The 14,588-nt window shown below is 72.3% G+C and carries 16 protein-coding genes; 11 read left to right on the top strand and 5 right to left on the bottom strand.

Features of this window, described 5'->3' with window-relative positions; genetic code table 11:
• Window positions 1-45: 45 nt before the first annotated feature.
• The 3 genes from folK to folP are packed head-to-tail and all read right to left on the bottom strand — an operon-like array spanning window position 46 to window position 1,818.
• Window positions 46-522: a 2-amino-4-hydroxy-6-hydroxymethyldihydropteridine diphosphokinase gene (gene folK / locus MET2598_RS0133885; protein WP_012335422.1), complete on the bottom strand. Its 477-nt coding sequence runs from the start codon at window positions 520-522 to the stop codon at window positions 46-48.
• A 28-nt stretch (window positions 523-550) separates the two neighbouring features.
• Window positions 551-931 carry a dihydroneopterin aldolase gene (folB, locus tag MET2598_RS0133880; RefSeq protein ID WP_018263838.1) on the bottom strand — a complete coding sequence of 127 codons (381 nt, stop codon included), beginning with the start codon at window positions 929-931 and terminating at the stop codon, window positions 551-553.
• Entirely contained in the window at window positions 931-1,818 is an 888-nt protein-coding gene (gene folP, locus MET2598_RS0133875) for a dihydropteroate synthase (protein WP_012335424.1), read from the bottom strand. The genes folB and folP overlap by 1 nt, the downstream gene beginning before the upstream one ends.
• Before the next feature lie 2,248 nt (window positions 1,819-4,066).
• Between folP and MET2598_RS0133870 the strand changes: the two genes are divergently transcribed.
• On the top strand, window positions 4,067-4,876 hold the full coding sequence (locus MET2598_RS0133870) for a quinoprotein dehydrogenase-associated SoxYZ-like carrier (RefSeq protein ID WP_018263837.1): 810 nt from the start codon (window positions 4,067-4,069) through the stop codon (window positions 4,874-4,876).
• 6 nt (window positions 4,877-4,882) lie between these two features.
• Here MET2598_RS0133870 and MET2598_RS0133865 read toward each other — a convergent pair whose 3' ends face one another.
• Complete coding sequence (locus MET2598_RS0133865; protein WP_018263836.1) at window positions 4,883-5,815, bottom strand: cyclase family protein; 933 nt, start codon at window positions 5,813-5,815, stop codon at window positions 4,883-4,885.
• A gap of 145 nt (window positions 5,816-5,960) precedes the next feature.
• On the opposite strand from MET2598_RS0133865, the gene MET2598_RS0133860 reads away from it, so the two are divergent.
• The 10 genes from MET2598_RS0133860 to MET2598_RS0133815 all read left to right on the top strand — a co-directional run bounded on the left by MET2598_RS0133860 (window position 5,961) and on the right by MET2598_RS0133815 (window position 13,483).
• Window positions 5,961-7,541 (top strand): sensor histidine kinase, encoded by a 1,581-nt coding sequence (locus MET2598_RS0133860; protein WP_012335427.1) that lies wholly within the window; start codon window positions 5,961-5,963, stop codon window positions 7,539-7,541.
• A 43-nt stretch (window positions 7,542-7,584) separates the two neighbouring features.
• Window positions 7,585-8,289: a response regulator transcription factor gene (locus MET2598_RS0133855; protein ID WP_012335428.1), complete on the top strand. Its 705-nt coding sequence runs from the start codon at window positions 7,585-7,587 to the stop codon at window positions 8,287-8,289.
• Between the two features lie 241 nt (window positions 8,290-8,530).
• Window positions 8,531-8,620, top strand: coding sequence for a pyrroloquinoline quinone precursor peptide PqqA (gene pqqA, locus MET2598_RS37855; RefSeq protein WP_012335429.1), 90 nt, complete (start codon window positions 8,531-8,533; stop codon window positions 8,618-8,620).
• Between the two features lie 75 nt (window positions 8,621-8,695).
• Window positions 8,696-8,785: a pyrroloquinoline quinone precursor peptide PqqA gene (gene pqqA, locus MET2598_RS37850; RefSeq protein WP_012335430.1), complete on the top strand. Its 90-nt coding sequence runs from the start codon at window positions 8,696-8,698 to the stop codon at window positions 8,783-8,785.
• 48 nt (window positions 8,786-8,833) lie between these two features.
• Window positions 8,834-9,733 (top strand): pyrroloquinoline quinone biosynthesis protein PqqB, encoded by a 900-nt coding sequence (gene pqqB / locus MET2598_RS0133840; RefSeq protein ID WP_018263835.1) that lies wholly within the window; start codon window positions 8,834-8,836, stop codon window positions 9,731-9,733.
• Between the two features lie 368 nt (window positions 9,734-10,101).
• On the top strand, window positions 10,102-10,902 hold the full coding sequence (gene pqqC, locus MET2598_RS0133835) for a pyrroloquinoline-quinone synthase PqqC (protein WP_051086552.1): 801 nt from the start codon (window positions 10,102-10,104) through the stop codon (window positions 10,900-10,902).
• Window positions 10,899-11,186, top strand: a complete 288-nt coding sequence (gene pqqD, locus MET2598_RS0133830; RefSeq protein ID WP_012335433.1) for a pyrroloquinoline quinone biosynthesis peptide chaperone PqqD — start codon at window positions 10,899-10,901, stop codon at window positions 11,184-11,186. The genes pqqC and pqqD overlap by 4 nt, the downstream gene beginning before the upstream one ends.
• A 113-nt stretch (window positions 11,187-11,299) precedes the next feature.
• Window positions 11,300-12,439, top strand: coding sequence for a pyrroloquinoline quinone biosynthesis protein PqqE (gene pqqE, locus MET2598_RS0133825; RefSeq protein ID WP_012335434.1), 1,140 nt, complete (start codon window positions 11,300-11,302; stop codon window positions 12,437-12,439).
• Complete coding sequence (locus MET2598_RS0133820; RefSeq protein WP_012335435.1) at window positions 12,436-13,137, top strand: hypothetical protein; 702 nt, start codon at window positions 12,436-12,438, stop codon at window positions 13,135-13,137. The genes pqqE and MET2598_RS0133820 overlap by 4 nt, the downstream gene beginning before the upstream one ends.
• Window positions 13,118-13,483 (top strand): hypothetical protein, encoded by a 366-nt coding sequence (locus MET2598_RS0133815; protein WP_012335436.1) that lies wholly within the window; start codon window positions 13,118-13,120, stop codon window positions 13,481-13,483. The genes MET2598_RS0133820 and MET2598_RS0133815 overlap by 20 nt, the downstream gene beginning before the upstream one ends.
• Before the next feature lie 42 nt (window positions 13,484-13,525).
• On the opposite strand, the gene MET2598_RS37845 is transcribed toward MET2598_RS0133815, so the two are convergent.
• Window positions 13,526-14,542: an NAD-dependent epimerase/dehydratase family protein gene (locus MET2598_RS37845; RefSeq protein ID WP_036271105.1), complete on the bottom strand. Its 1,017-nt coding sequence runs from the start codon at window positions 14,540-14,542 to the stop codon at window positions 13,526-13,528.
• Window positions 14,543-14,588: the final 46 nt, after the last annotated feature.

The following is a 14,588-nucleotide window of genomic DNA, read 5'->3' as shown; positions in this document are numbered from 1 at the left end:
ACGGGCGCTCGCGCGCCTCTGGCGCGGGGGACTCGCGCGCCCCGCTCATTCCACCGGCTCGATCCCGGTGCGGTCGAGCTTGGCCAGCGCCGCGGTCACGGTCTCGCCGCCGATCACGAGGTCGGGGGCGATCTCCGCGAGGGGCACCAGAACGAAGGCGCGCGCGCGCACGAAGCGGTGGGGCAGGACCAGCCGCTCGTCCTCGACCGCGGCGCCGGCATAGTGCAGCACGTCGATGTCGATGACGCGGGGCCCCCAGCGCCGCGCGCGCACGCGGCCGAGCCGCGCCTCGAGGGCGAGGCAGGCGTCGAGCAGCGCGTGCGGGGTCAGGTCGGTCGCCACCGCGACGGCGGCGTTCAGGAACCAGTCCTGGTCGGTGTCGCCCCAGGGGGGCGTGCGGTAGAAGCGCGAGCGGGCGGTGACGCGCAGGCCCGGCGCGGCGTCGAGGCCGGCGATGGCCGCCTCCAGCATGGCGGCCTTGTCGCCGAGGTTGCTGCCGAGACCCAGATAGGCGTCAGTCATGAGGGGCTTCGGTCATGAGGGGCTTCGGTCATGATGGGCTTCGGTCCTGGCGGGTTCTCGTGACCTCGACCGCGACGCCGTCGAGGATCGCCGGGACGGGCGCCCCCGGCTTGTCGACCCGCACGGTGATCGCCGTCAGGGCGGGGAAGCGGGCGAGGCAGGCGGCGGCCACGGCCTCGGCGAGGGCCTCGATCAGGCGGAAGCGCCGGGTCGTGGCGATCTCGCCGGCGATGGCGGCGAGGTCGGCGTAGCTCACCGAGGCGGCGATGTCGTCCCGGCGCCCGGCCTCGCGCAGGTCGAGGTGCGCGTCGAGGGAGAGATAGAAGCGCTGGCCGAGCCGGTTCTCCTCCTCCAGCACCCCGTGATGGGCGAAGACGGCGAGCCGGTGGACGAGGATGCGGTCGGCCATCAGGGGGCTCCGGCCGCCGCGTCGCGGCGCGGATCGCCGTCGCGGCGCACGCCGCCGTCGCGGCGCATGAGGGCGTCGACGACCTGGCAGGCCTCGACGTGGGGGCGCACGTCGTGGGCGCGCACGATGTCGGCGCCCAGGGTGGCGGCGACGACGTGGGCGGCGATGGAGCCGAACAGCCGGTCGGCCGGGGCGGTGCCGGTGTTGTGGATGCGCCCGAGCAGGGACTTGCGCGAGATGCCGACCAGGAGCGGGAAGCCGAGCGCGCGCAGCTCGGGCAGGCGCCGGACGGCGTCGAGGTGCTGCTCCCAGCTCTTGCCGAAGCCGATTCCGGGATCGAGCACGATGTCGCGCTCGGGGATGCCGGCCTTGGCGGCGATGGCGAGGGAGCGGTCGAAGAAGCGCTTCATCTCCTCGACGATGTCGAGGCTCGGATCCGGGCTCTCGCGGTTGTGCATCACGATCACCGGGGCGCCGTGGGCGGCGGCGACGCGGGCGATGTCGGGCTCGCGCTGGAGGCCCCAGACGTCGTTGACGATGCGGGCGCCGGCCTTGAGGGCGACCTCGGCGGTGGAGGCCTTGTAGGTGTCGATGGAGATCGGCACCGGGCAGGCGGGCGCGACGGCGGCGAGCACCGGGAGGATCCTGGCCTGCTCCTCCTCGGCCGAGACCGGGACGTGGCCGGGCCGGGTCGATTCGCCGCCGATGTCGAGGATGGCGGCGCCCTCCTGGACGAGGCTGGCGGCCTGGCGCTCGGCGGCCTCGCGGGCCTGGAACCGCCCGCCGTCCGAGAAGGAATCCGGCGTGACGTTGAGGATGCCCATCACGAGGGTGCGCCGGCCGAGATCCGGCAGCAGGGCGGCGAGGGCGGAAGGCGACGCGGTCACGGGCACCTCGGCGGCGGGGGAGGGGAGCGTGTCGCGGTTATGCCGGATCGGGGCGTGGTTTCAATCCGGACCTCCGGGAGGGGGTGAACTCGGCGCCGGCCTTGCCGTCCTTTAGAGCCTGACAGTTTCAATCCGCACCCCCCGTGAGGGGGTGAACCTGAGCCGTGATGTCGGGGTGCCGCGCGCGCCGGAGTTTCAATCCGCACCCCCGTGAGGGGGTGAACCCCGGTCGTCAACTCGCGATTGCAGCCGTCAGAGCCGTTTCAATCCGCACCCCCGTGAGGGGGTGAACCTCGGCAGCGTCTTGCAATCTGGCTCGGCGAACTCGTTTCAATCCGCACCCCCGTGAGGGGGTGAACGCGGTCGGGTCCCCGAACAGATCCGCCTCGACCAGGTTTCAATCCGCACCCCCGTGAGGGGGTGAACGGGGATGGCCCCTCGGCCAGCACGCGTCGCAGGAGTTTCAATCCGCACCCCCGTGAGGGGGTGAACTCGCGTCCTTCGCGGTGTCGACGCCGATCGCGAAGTTTCAATCCGCACCCCCGTGAGGGGGTGAACCCGGACGGTGACGGTGCCCGCACCCATCTCGTTAGGGTTTCAATCCGCACCCCCGTGAGGGGGTGAACCAGGACGGCCAGGGCGGCGCGCTGCTCTTCCTCAAGTTTCAATCCGCACCCTCGTGAGGGGGTGAACCCCCGGTAGCAGTGCTCTTTCAGCTCATCGATCACGTTTCAATCCGCACCCCCGTGAGGGGGGTGAACCGCCCGCCGCTCGTCTACGTGGTGGCCGCGGTGGAGTTTCAATCCGCACCCCCGTGAGGGGGGTGAACACGGGGCCGGGCTCTCCCGGGACACCGCCAACCTGTTTCAATCCGCACCCCCGTGAGGGGGGGTGAACCGGGCCGAGCCGCTCGGTGTACTTGATGATGTTCATGTTTCAATTCGCACCCCCGTGAGGGGGGTGAACCACTGCGGTGCACGGTCTCGGTCTTGTGCTCCAGTTTCAATCCGCACCCCCGTGAGGGGGGTGAACGCGCCCTGCCGCCCGGCTGGCGCGCCCTGACCGAGGTTTCAATCCGCACCCCCGTGAAGGGGGTGAACCCTGCAGCAGCAGCAGCGACGCCATGTGCGTGTTGTTTCAATCCGCACCCCCGTGAGGGGGGTGAACCCGCCCGCGCCCGTCGCGCGCCACGCGGTGTCGGCGTTTCAATCCGCACCCCCGTGAGGAGGTGAACTAGGCGAACTCGATCAATGCCGACCGCCTGCTCGCGTTTCAATCCGCACCCCCGTGAGGAGGTGAACCCGTCCGTGCGCGTCATCAGGCCGTTCGAGTTCGGGTTTCAATCCGCACCCCCGTGAGGAGGTGAACATCGGGCTCTCGCCGTAGCGCACGACGACGTTCTTGTTTCAATCCGCACCCCCGTGAGGAGGTGAACCTCCTCGGGCCGGCTGATGTCGGTGAGCTCGTCGACGTTTCAATCCGCACCCCCGTGAGGAGGTGAACGGACCCGAGGCGCTCCAGCGCTCGCCCTCGGGCAGGTTTCAATCCGCACCCCCGTGAGGAGGTGAACCATGTCAGCAAGCGTCTGACGGAGTAGGCAGTAGGTTTCAATCCGCACCCCCGTGAGGAGGTGAACCAGCGGAGCTGGACGTCCGCGAAGCGCCCACCGTTGTTTCAATCCGCACCCCCGTGAGGAGGTGAACGCCCTCCAGCGGCGGCAAGATGTTCCTCTACGTGGAGTTTCAATCCGCACCCCCGTGAGGAGGTGAACCTCCGCGTTCTGCGCCACGTTGTGGTGCGTGTAGGTGTTTCAATCCGCACCCCCGTGAGGAGGTGAACGGCCGGTCGAGGCCGTGCGCACGGCGGCCGGAGACGTTTCAATCCGCACCCCCGTGAGGAGGTGAACCCCGCCACGATAACCCCCGGCCCCGGCGGGCAAAACGACGGCGCGTGCGCGAACCCCGCTCATCCGCGCCCGCCCGCATGCGGCGCCTTGCCGCATACCTTCCAAATCATCAGCTCGTTCAAAAGGTTGCGCCCGCGCGAACCTGTGCCGGCAGGGCTGGGCGCTCGGGGTTCGCGCGCCGCGGCCCGACCGTGAGTCAGGCCACCGCCCCGGACCGCGATGGCTCGCCCGAAGCGGGGCGTGGCACGGGGGCATGGCACGAGACCTGATCCGTCACTACATTGATCGGCAAACAGCAAAGCGCGGGCGCGCCGCCGCGGGGGAGACGATGAGGAGCACCCGATGATCCGTGCGTTCTGGAGACCGGCGCTCGCCGGCGCGGCCCTGTCGGTCCTGGCGGCGACGGCCGTCGCGGCCCAGCCCGCCGCCCAGGAGGACGCCAGGGCCGAGGCGGCCTGGACGGAGCTGCGCCCCAACGTCACCGGCGACCGGCCGATCCAGGACGGGGCCGGCGTGCTGAGCCTCGACACCCCCAGGCGCGCCGAGGATGCCGCCATCGTGCCGGTGGGCATCCGCATCGCGCTGCCCGAGGGCGACGGGCGGGCGGTCAAGCGGCTCACCCTGGTGGTGGACGAGAACCCCTCGCCGGTCGTCGGCACCTTCACCTTCCCGACCCCCCAGCACCGCTTCGAGCTCTCCACCCGCATCCGGGTGAATTCCTACTCCTACGTCCGCGCCATCGCCGAGACCGAGGACGGCGCCCTCTACATGACCAAGGCCTACGTCAAGGCCGCGGGCGGCTGCTCGGCCCCCGCCGTCAAGGACCCGGCCGAGGCCAAGGCCAATCTCGGCAAGATGCGCTTCCGCGCCTTCGCGGAGCGCGGCGAGGCCCAGGTCCAGGTCCGGCACCCGAACTATTCGGGCCTGCAGATGGACCAGGTCACCCGCCTCTACACGCCCGCGTGGTTCGTCGAATCCCTGAGCGTGCGCCAGGGCGAGACGCCGCTCTTCACCCTGACCGGCGGCATCTCGGTGAGCGAGGACCCGACCTTCCGGTTCACCTTCGCGGGCAACGGCGAGCCCGTGACGGTGGTGGCCAAGGACACGGAGGGCCGCACCTTCACGCAGAGCTTCCCGGCCTCGGGCTCCTGAGCCGCGTCACGGCGGAGTCGGGCGCATCACCCCGTCCGGCCCGCGCACGAGCGGGGCGGGCTGGGTCGGCAGCGGCGCGCCCGGCGCCTCCTCGACGCTGACCCCCTCGGGCCAGCCGGGCGGGGCGATCGCCACGTAGCGGGCGAAGCCCCCGGTGCCGCCGAGCGGCTTGGCGAAGCCGATGGCGACGAGCGCGCCCGCCTCCGGCACCTTGTCGAGATTCGCCACCCCCTCGGCCTGGGCGAAGTTGTGGTGCATCAGCCACGCCTCGCCCTCCAGGTTCGGCGTCGTGTCGGTGTCGAGGGGCTCGTGGCCGTGGAACAGGATCCGGCGCTCCAGGTGCAGGACCTGCAGCGCCGCGAGGCTCACGCCCGGGAAGGGCTTGGCGCGGAAGCGCTCGGTCTCGGCCCAGCGCTTCGACCAGTCGGAGCGGACCATCACCACGGCGCCCTCGGGGATGCGGCCGTGCCGCGCCTCCCAGGCGGCGATGTCGGCGACCTGCAGGTGGTAGCCCTCGTCCCGGGCGACCTGCGGGGAGATGTCGATCACCACCAGGGGGCGCAGCGCGTAGGTGGCCGGCAGGTCGCTGATCGTGGCGCCGAGGGGGTTCCAGTGGGCCGGCGGGTCGAGCTGGGTGCCGTACTGGTCGGTGGGAAGGTCGTAGGCCGTCGCCACGAAGCCGTGCCGGGCGTAGGTGAAGGCCTCGCCCTTCTCGACGAAGCCCTCGATGGTCCGCCCCGCCCGCGCGGCCCGGACGGTCGCGGCGGCGAAGCCCGGCCAGACCGGCTGGGTCGGCGCGAACGCGTGGGTGAGGTCGATGTACTTGGCGCGCTTGAGGGTCTGCTCGTAGAGCCTCCACAGGGAGGTGTCCTCGGCACGGGCCGGGGCCGCGAGCGCGAGGGCGAGCGCTGCGGCCCAGAGACGTCCTGTCATCGTCATGCCTCCGGCGGTATCGGCGCGAGAGTGGCGTCGGGGCAACCGCGGGGCAACCGGCGCGGGCCCTCGCCCCGGCGCCGGGCGCCGGGCGCCGGCATCTGTGGCACACTCGGCGGGCGGGGAGGTTCGGCGGGCGGGGAGGTGCGGCATGGGCTCGTTGCGGGTGCGGTTCGGGTTGCTGGTCGGGAGCGCGGCGGCGCTGGTGCTGCTGGCCGCGGGCGGGCTGTTCTGGTCGCTCGCCGCGGCCGAACGCACCCTCGACAGCACCCTGGAGGCCCAGGTGCGGCTCGAACTCATCGCCGAGCTCTCCGGGCGCCTCACCGAGTACGGCCTCGCCGCGGTCGAGGCGGTGGGCGAGACGCCGAGCCGGCCGGAGCGCCTCGCCACGGCCCGCGACGAGGTCGACCGGGCCCTCAACGCCGTCGACGAGGGCCTCAACCGGGCCATCGCCCGCAGCGACGCCATCGTGGACCGCACCCAGTACGCGGCCCGCTCGCGGCCCCTGGCGCGGCTGCGCGCCGCCCGCGTCATGCTCGACCGGCAGGTGGCCCAGATCCAGCGCGAGCCCGACCCGGTGAAGCGCTCGGACGCGATCCGCGGCGCCCTCAACGCCTTCGGGGCGGTGACCGGCCCGCCGCTCACCTTCCTGGTCGAGGCCGAGCGCCGCGGCGTCGAGAGCGCGGCGGGCGAGGTGCGCGCCCTCGCGGTGCGGCTGCGCGCCCTCGCCCTCGCGGTGGCGGGGCTCGCCGTGGTGGTGCTGCTCCTCGTCCACCGCACCCTGACGCGGCCGCTCCTGCGGCGCATCGACGACATCCGGGCCGGCGCCGCCGCCATCGGCCGGGGCGAGCTCGACACCCGCCTGCCCGTCGCGGCCCACGACGAGCTCGGCCTGCTGGTCGCGAGCTTCAACCGCATGGCGGCCCGGCTCAAGCGCCGCGAGAGCCGCGTCGCCGCCGCCCGCGCCGCCCTCGAGGAGACGGTCGCGCAGGCCACCGCGGAGCTGCGCGCCGCCAACACCCGCCTGGAGGAGATCGACCGCTCCCGCCGCCGCTTCTTCGCCGATGTCAGCCACGAGCTGCGCACGCCCCTCACGGTCATCCTGGGGGAATGCGACCTCGCCGCCCGCTCGCCCGACACGCCCGAGGCCTTCCGCCCGGTCATCGCGACGATCCGCAAGCGGGCGCTGCGCCTGCACCGCCGCGTCGGCGACATGCTGCGGATCGCCCGCTCGGAATCCGGCCAGATCGAGCTGGAGCGCAAGCCTGTCAGCCTCGCCGCCGTCCTCACCGAGGCGGTGGAGAACTGCGCCTCGGAGGCCCGGCGCCGCCGCATCGCCCTCGCCTTCGAGCCGAGCGAGACCGACGTGGAGATCCAGGCCGACCCCGAGTGGCTGCGCCAGATCGTCGAGGGCCTGATCGACAACGCCCTGCGCCACGCCGCCGGGGCGACCCGGGTCTGGGTCGTGCTGCGGGCGCGCCGCGACGGGGCCGAGGTGACGGTGGCGGATGACGGGCCGGGCTTCCCCGCCGAGGCCGAGACCCTGTTCGAGCGCTTCCGCCGCGGCGGGAACTCCTCGCCCGCGCAGGGGTTCGGCATCGGATTGGCCCTGGCGCGCTGGGTCGTCGAACGCCATGATGGCGTGATCCGCCTCGGTTCGGGCGGGGACGAGGCGCGCGGCGCACGGGTCACCCTGGTGCTGCCCGCCGATGCCAGGGAGGACGCGGCGTGAGCGGGCGCCGGGATCCGGCCCGCGCCGCGAGGATGGGGCCCCGATGACGAGCGTGCTGGTGGTGGAGGACGACGGCGACATCCGCGGGATGCTCGCCCGCGGCCTCAGCGCGGAGGGCTTCTCGGTCAACCTCGCCGGCAGCGTCGACGAGGCCCTGGCCGCCGCCCGCGAGCGGGTGCCCGAGGCGGTGCTCCTCGACATCATGCTGCCGGACGGCTCGGGCCACGAGGTCTGCCGCTCCCTGCGCGAGGGCGGCTATCCGGGGGCGATCCTGTTCCTCAGCGCCAAGGACGAGGTCAGCGACCGCGTCGACGGCCTCGCGGTCGGGGCCGACGACTACATCGTCAAGCCCTTCGCCTTCGACGAATTGCTCGCGCGCCTGCGCACCCACCTGCAGCGCCGCCGCGCGGCGGGCGAGCCGCGCACCCTGCTCAGCGCCGGGCGCCTCTCCCTCGACCTCGCCACCCGCCAGGTCCGCTTCGGCGAGACCACCGCGCGCCTCACCCAGCGCGAGGCCGAACTCCTCACCGTGCTGATGGAGCACGCCAACCGGCCGGTGACCCGGGGCGACATCTTCGACCGGCTCTGGGCCAACCAGGGCGGCCTCTCCCTCAACGTGGTGGACGTCTATGTCGGGTACCTGCGCACCAAGCTCGGCGACGTCGCCCGGGCCGGGGGCCCCGCCATCGTGACCGTGCGGGGCAAGGGCTTCATGCTCGACCTGCACGAGCCGAGCTTCCGCCAGTAACCTTCGGTTTGCCGCTCACGAAATTTTTTAGGGCACGAGGGGTCTCCGCTAAACCCTCGCGGGACCGGCACAATAAGACCGGTTTGAGAGCACCCAGCCCTTTTGGGGGGCGGTGGACCGGAAAAATACCTCTTGCGCTCCCGGTCGGGATTGCCGATATATCCCGCGTGACAGAAAACACTGTCATCTCAACATCTTAGGATCCTCTTATGAGGATCCGGGAAGTCTCAGGAGACGCATCATGAAGTGGGCTCTGCCGGTTGTCGCCGAAGTCTGCGTCGGCATGGAAGTCACCAGCTACGAGTCGGCCGAGATCGATCCCTTCAACTGAGGGCTCGGACTCCGCCTCCGGCGGTCCCGCCGCCGGGGGCCTTGACCATCACCGATCATCGAGAGGAAACGCACCATGAAGTGGGCTCTGCCGGTCGTCGCCGAGATCTGCGTCGGCATGGAAGTCACCAGCTACGAATCGGCCGAGATCGATCCCTTCAACTGAGGCGGTCTCTCGGCCCGGAGGGTGTCTGCGCGCCGACGTGAGAGGATCATGCAGGCGATCATCCTCGGTTCCGCGGCCGGTGGCGGGGTTCCGCAGTGGAACTGCCGCTGCCCCCACTGCACGATGGCCTGGGCGGGCGATGCCCGGGTCAAGCCCCGCACCCAGTCGAGCCTCGCGGTCTCCTCGGACGGGGAGACGTGGCTCCTGGTGAACGCCTCGCCGGACATCCGCCAGCAGCTCTTCGCGACGCCCGCCCTGCACCCGGCCCACGGCCTGCGGCACTCGCCGATCGCGGCGGTGCTGCTGACCAACGGCGACGTGGACCACGTGGCGGGGCTGCTGACCCTGCGCGAGAGCCAGCCCTTCCGGCTCCACGCCACCCGCAACATCCTCGATTCGGTCTCGGCGAACCGCGTCTTCGACGTGCTGGCGCCCGAGCACGTGGCGCGGCGCGAGGTGGCGCTGGACGAGTCCTTCGCGCCGGTGCCGGGCCTCGCGGTCACGCTCTTCGCCGTGCCCGGCAAGGTGCCGCTCTGGCTGGAGGAGGGCACGCCCGAGATCGGCGAGGAGACCGAGACCACGGTCGGCGCCCTGATCGAGGCGGGGGGCAAGCGGCTCGCCTACGTGCCGGGCTGCGCCCGCGTCACCGACGACCTGCGGCGGCGCCTGTCGGGCGTGGACGTCCTGCTCTTCGACGGCACGGTCTACCTCGACGACGACATGATCCGGGCCGGGGTCGGCACCAAGACCGGCTGGCGCATGGGCCACGTGCCGATGACCGGGGAGGGGGGCGCGATCGCGGCCCTGGCCGAGGTGCCGATCGGCCGACGGATCTTCGTGCACATCAACAACACCAACCCGGTCCTGGTGGAGGAGTCCGAGGCCCGCCGCGCCGTCGAGGCGGAGGGCTGGACGGTGGCGCATGACGGGCTGACGCTGACCCTCTAGCGCAAGTCCCGCTGAAGCGGATGCCGGTTCAGCGTCGGACATGCGGCACGATCAAGGACCTGGAGCAGCGCCCGATGACACCGTGCCGGGTCGAGTCATCTTTAAGTCAAACATAAGTATATTCCAGACATCGATGTGCATCGATACGGCTCTTTGATCCATCTCAAAGAAATTCGGCGCCTCCTGATGCGACGAGCGCTGATCCGGCGCGGAGGATCAGCCGATCCGACACCCAGAAGGCAGGCCGGATTGCCAGGAATGTGAAGGGCACGACCCTTGACCGCAGCGGCCCGAGCCGCCACCTCGGCTCCGGGAGGAACGGAGCCAGCAGCGCCCCGAACGACCAACCGAAGGCCCACGATCACGCCATGACCGCAGCCCTGTCCCTCACCCTCCCGGCCGCGCCCGCCGCGAACGACGCGAGCCTGCTCTCGCCCGCCGCGCTCGAAGCGGCCCTGCGCGACATCGGCGCCCGCCGCTACCACAACCTGCACCCCTTCCACCGCCTCCTGCACGACGGGAAGCTCGACAAGGATCAGGTGCGGGCCTGGGCGCTCAACCGCTACTATTATCAGGCGATGATCCCGGTGAAGGATTCCGCCATCCTGGCGCGGATGCCCGACGCCAATCTCCGCCGGATCTGGCGCCAGCGCATCGTCGACCACGACGGCGACCGCGAGGGCGACGGCGGCATCGAGCGCTGGCTGAAGCTCGCCGAGGGCGTCGGCTTCGACCGCGCCTACGTGCTCTCGACGCGCGGCATCCTGCCGACCACCCGCTTCGCGGTCGAGGCCTACGTCCACTTCGTGGCCGAGCGCTCGCTCCTGGAGGCGATCGCCTCCTCGCTCACCGAGATGTTCTCGCCGACCATCATCTCCGAGCGCGTCGCCGGCATGCTCAAGAACTACGACTTCATCACCAAGGAGACGCTGGCCTATTTCGACAAGCGCCTCACCCAGGCGCCGCGCGACGCCGACTTCGCCCTGGCCTACGTCAAGGAGCACGCGACCACGCCGGCCCTGCAGCGGCAGGCGCTCGACGCGCTCACCTTCAAGTGCAACGTGCTGTGGTCGCAGCTCGACGCCCTGTACTTCGCCTACGTGGCGCCGGGCATGATCCCGCCGGACGCGTGGCGCCCGGGCGAGGGTCTGGTGGAGGGGCGCGCGTGAGCCTGACCCCCGGCGACGTGCCGCGCCTGCCGCGCGGCGTGCGGATGCGCTTCGACGGCGTGCGCGGCGCCCACGTGCTGCTCGCGCCCGAGCGCACCTTCGACCTCGACCAGAACGCCGTGGCGGTGCTGTCGCTGGTCGACGGGGAGCGCAGCATCCGGGCCATCGCGGAGGCGCTCTCGGCGCAGTACGACGCGCCGGTCGGCGTGATCGAGCCCGACGTCATCACCATGCTCAACGGCCTCGCGGAGAAGCGCGTGCTGGAAGCCAAGCCCGCCGCCTGAGGCGGCCCCAAGCCCGCCGCTGAGGCGGCCCCAAGCCCGCCGCTGAGGCGGCCCCAAGCCTGCCGCTGAGGCGGCCCAAAGCCCGCCGCCCGAGGGCGGCCGAGGACGAGACCATGACCGCCGTCACCCCCACCCTGCCGGCCCCGATCGGGCTCCTCGCGGAGCTCACCCATCGCTGCCCGCTGCGCTGCCCCTACTGCTCGAACCCGCTCGAGCTCGACAAGCGCTCGGCGGAGCTCGACACGGCGACGTGGCAGCGGGTGCTGGGGGAGGCGGCGGCGCTCGGCGTCCTGCACGTCCACCTGTCGGGCGGCGAGCCCACCGCCCGGCAGGACATCGTCGAGATCACCGGGGCCTGCGCCGATCTCGGCCTCTACTCGAACCTGATCACCTCCGGGGTGGGCGGCGCGCTCGCCAAGCTCGACGCGCTCTCCGAGGCCGGCCTCGACCACGTGCAGCTCTCGATCCAGGCCGCCGAGGCCGGCAACGCGGAGCGGATCGGCGGGCTGCGGAACGCCCAGCCGCAGAAATTCGCCTTCGCCGAGCGGGTCGTGGCCTTGGGCCTGCCGCTCACGCTCAACGCGGTGATCCACCGCGGCAACATCGACGAGGTGCCGGCCCTGATCGACCTCGCGGTCAGGCTCGGCGCCAAGCGGCTCGAAGTCGCCCACACCCAGTATTACGGCTGGGCCTACGTCAACCGCGCCGCCCTGATGCCGGCCAAGCCCGACGTCGACCGCTCGATCCGGGTGGTCGAGGAGGCGCGCGAGCGCCTCAAGGGCCGGCTCGTGATCGACCTCGTGGTGCCGGACTACTACGCCAAGTACCCGAAGGCCTGCGCGGGCGGCTGGGGCCGGCGGCTGATGAACGTCACGCCGAGCGGCAAGGTGCTGCCCTGCCACGCCGCCGAGACGATCCCGGGCCTCGCATTCTGGAACGTGCAGGAGCGCGCGCTCGGCGACATCTGGGCGAATTCCCCCGCCTTCCAGGCCTATCGGGGCACGTCCTGGATGAAGGAGCCCTGCCGCTCCTGCGACCGGCGGGAGAAGGATTGGGGCGGCTGCCGCTGCCAGGCCCTGGCGCTGGCGGGCGACGCCGCCGCGACCGACCCGGCCTGCTCGCTCTCGCCGCTCCACGCCAAGGTCCAGGCCCTCGCGGTCGCCGAATCGGCCCTGGAGACCGCGCCCGACTACCAGTACCGCACGATCGGCGGCGCGCCCGTCGTGCCCCAACCCGAGGGAGTGTCCGCGTGAGACCCGCTTTCCTCTGCGGCCTGCTCCTGGCCGCGACGCCCGCGCTGGCGCAGCCGGCGCCGCCGCCCGCAGCGGCCGCGGCGGCGCGGGAGGCCGCGCCGAGCGCCGTCGACCTGCTGTTCGAGGGCAAGCACTTCGCCGCCGCGCCGGCGGGCAGCCGCATCACCTACCGCTACACCCGCTTCAGCGGCATCAAGGACGGCCCCTTCGGCGCGCCGATCGAGGACCGGATCGTCGAGACGGTGGCGGCCGGGTCGGGGCCCGACAGCCGCAACCTGACCATCGAGGCCTTCACGGGCGAGCGCCGGCTGCCGACCGCCCATTACGAGAACATGACCGGGAACCCGCTCCTGGCGCAGTTCCTCGAATACCACGTCCTCGACATCGCCAAGGCGCTGCAGGGCAATCCCCGCTACCTGAAGAACGGGCTGCGCAAGGCGATGCGCGAGGGCGGCCCGGCGACCCCGACCGAGGTCGAGGTCGGGGGCGAGAAGCGGCCCGGCTGGCGGGTGGTGCTGCGGCCCTTCGTGAACGACCCCGTGAAGGACAAGCTGCGCGGCTTCGATAGCCTCACCTACACGTTCGTGCTGTCGCCCGCGGTGCCGGGCGAGATCGTCTCGATCGACGTCGAGGCGCCGGGCCCGGAGGGCGGCAAGCTCCTGCAGGAGACGGTGACGTATGAACCGAGCGTGGGTTAAGGGGGCGCTCGGCGCGGGCGCCCTGCTGGCGGGGCTGGTGCCGGCCCTGGCCGACGACAACGATTACCCGACCGAGGCGCGGGCCGATTACGTCTTCGGCTGCATGGCGGCGAACGGGCAGACCCGCGACGCGCTGCAGAAATGCGCCTGCTCGATCGACGCGATCGCCGCCATCCTGCCCTACGACAAGTACGTGCAGGCCTCGACGATCCTGTCGATGCGCCAGGGCATCGGCCAGCGCGCCAACGAGTTCCGCTCGACCAAGCTGTTCGACGACAAGGTCGCGGAGCTGCGCCGCGCCCAGGCCGAGGCCGAGATCCGCTGCTACCGGGCCAGCGTGAACTGAGGGACGGGTCCGGGGTCCCCGCCGTCCCGGACGGGCGGAGCCTCAGCGCAAGGGCATCCGGGAGACGGGGAGCGGACGGGTCGGTTTCAGACCCTGCCCGGCGCCCGCGGCGCCGAGATCCGCGAGCGTCGCCGCCACGGCCCGGTCGAGCGGCGTGTGCGGCTCCGCCCCGAGCGCCGCCACCAAGCGGGCATTGTCGAGCCGCAGGGGCGCGTTCCAGAGATACAGCATCTCCCGCACCTCCCGCAGGAAGGGCACGAAGGGCGCGGCGGGACGGGTGAGCGCCCAGGGCACCCGGTGGACCGGCAGCCGCTCGCGCCCGAGCGCGCGGGCGATCGCCGCCGCCATCCGGGTGCCGTCCGCGTCCCAATGCCCCCGCGTGTGGAAGCGCGCGAAGGCGGGCAGGTCCGCCTCCCGCTCGGCCAGCCGCACCATGGTCTCGGCGAGGTCGGGCAGGTAGGCCCATTGGTGGCCGATGCCGCCCGGGCCGGGATACCACAGCCGCCGCACCGGCCGGCCCCGCTGCGCGAACAGCGCGAACCAGGAATTGCCGGTCATGCCGGGGCCGAACACGTCGCCCGCCCGCACGACGAGGCTGCGCACCCCCGCCGCCGCCGCCTCGGCGAGCCGGCGCTCCATCGCGACCCGGATCGCGCCCTTGCGGGTGAGCGGGTGCTGGGGCGCGTCCTCGTCCGGGTGCGGGAAGGCGTCGGGGCCGTAATTGTAGACGTTGCCCGGAAGCAGCAGGCGCGCGCCCGCCGCCCGGGTGGCCACGAGGCTCGCCTCCAGCATCGGCAAAACGAGCCGGTCCCAGTCGCGGTAGCCGGGCGGGTTCACCGCGTGGACGACGAGGGCGGTGCCGCGCGCCGCCTCGGTCACGCGCGCGGCGTCGCGGGCATCGCCCGGGATCCAGGCGAGGCCGTCGCCCGCGCGCCGCACCCGCTCCGGGTCCCGGTGCAGGGCCCGCACCCGCCAGCCGCCGGCCAGGAGCCGCCGCGCCACCGCCCCGCCGACGCCGCCGGTCGCCCCCAGCACCAGGGCTTCCCTCGTCCCGCCCATCATCCGCTCCTCATCGCTGACGGGGGCACGATCGCAGAGCCGGACG

Source organism: Methylobacterium sp. WSM2598 (genome assembly GCF_000379105.1).
In the GTDB taxonomy this organism is placed as follows: Bacteria; Pseudomonadota; Alphaproteobacteria; order Rhizobiales; family Beijerinckiaceae; genus Methylobacterium.
The sequence above is the reverse complement of the archived record's forward strand: the minus strand, read 5'-3'. Positions and strand labels throughout refer to the sequence as shown.

Coding starts and splice junctions, on each gene's coding strand:
- folK (WP_012335422.1), bottom strand. CDS start 522: ATGACTGACGCCTATCTGGGTCTCGGCAGCAACCTCGGCGACAAGGCC.
- folB (WP_018263838.1), bottom strand. CDS start 931: ATGGCCGACCGCATCCTCGTCCACCGGCTCGCCGTCTTCGCCCATCAC.
- MET2598_RS0133870 (WP_018263837.1), top strand. CDS start 4,067: ATGATCCGTGCGTTCTGGAGACCGGCGCTCGCCGGCGCGGCCCTGTCG.
- MET2598_RS0133865 (WP_018263836.1), bottom strand. CDS start 5,815: ATGACGATGACAGGACGTCTCTGGGCCGCAGCGCTCGCCCTCGCGCTC.
- MET2598_RS0133860 (WP_012335427.1), top strand. CDS start 5,961: ATGGGCTCGTTGCGGGTGCGGTTCGGGTTGCTGGTCGGGAGCGCGGCG.
- MET2598_RS0133855 (WP_012335428.1), top strand. CDS start 7,585: ATGACGAGCGTGCTGGTGGTGGAGGACGACGGCGACATCCGCGGGATG.
- pqqA (WP_012335429.1), top strand. CDS start 8,531: ATGAAGTGGGCTCTGCCGGTTGTCGCCGAAGTCTGCGTCGGCATGGAA.
- pqqA (WP_012335430.1), top strand. CDS start 8,696: ATGAAGTGGGCTCTGCCGGTCGTCGCCGAGATCTGCGTCGGCATGGAA.
- pqqB (WP_018263835.1), top strand. CDS start 8,834: ATGCAGGCGATCATCCTCGGTTCCGCGGCCGGTGGCGGGGTTCCGCAG.
- pqqC (WP_051086552.1), top strand. CDS start 10,102: ATGACCGCAGCCCTGTCCCTCACCCTCCCGGCCGCGCCCGCCGCGAAC.
- pqqE (WP_012335434.1), top strand. CDS start 11,300: ATGACCGCCGTCACCCCCACCCTGCCGGCCCCGATCGGGCTCCTCGCG.
- MET2598_RS0133815 (WP_012335436.1), top strand. CDS start 13,118: ATGAACCGAGCGTGGGTTAAGGGGGCGCTCGGCGCGGGCGCCCTGCTG.
- MET2598_RS37845 (WP_036271105.1), bottom strand. CDS start 14,542: ATGGGCGGGACGAGGGAAGCCCTGGTGCTGGGGGCGACCGGCGGCGTC.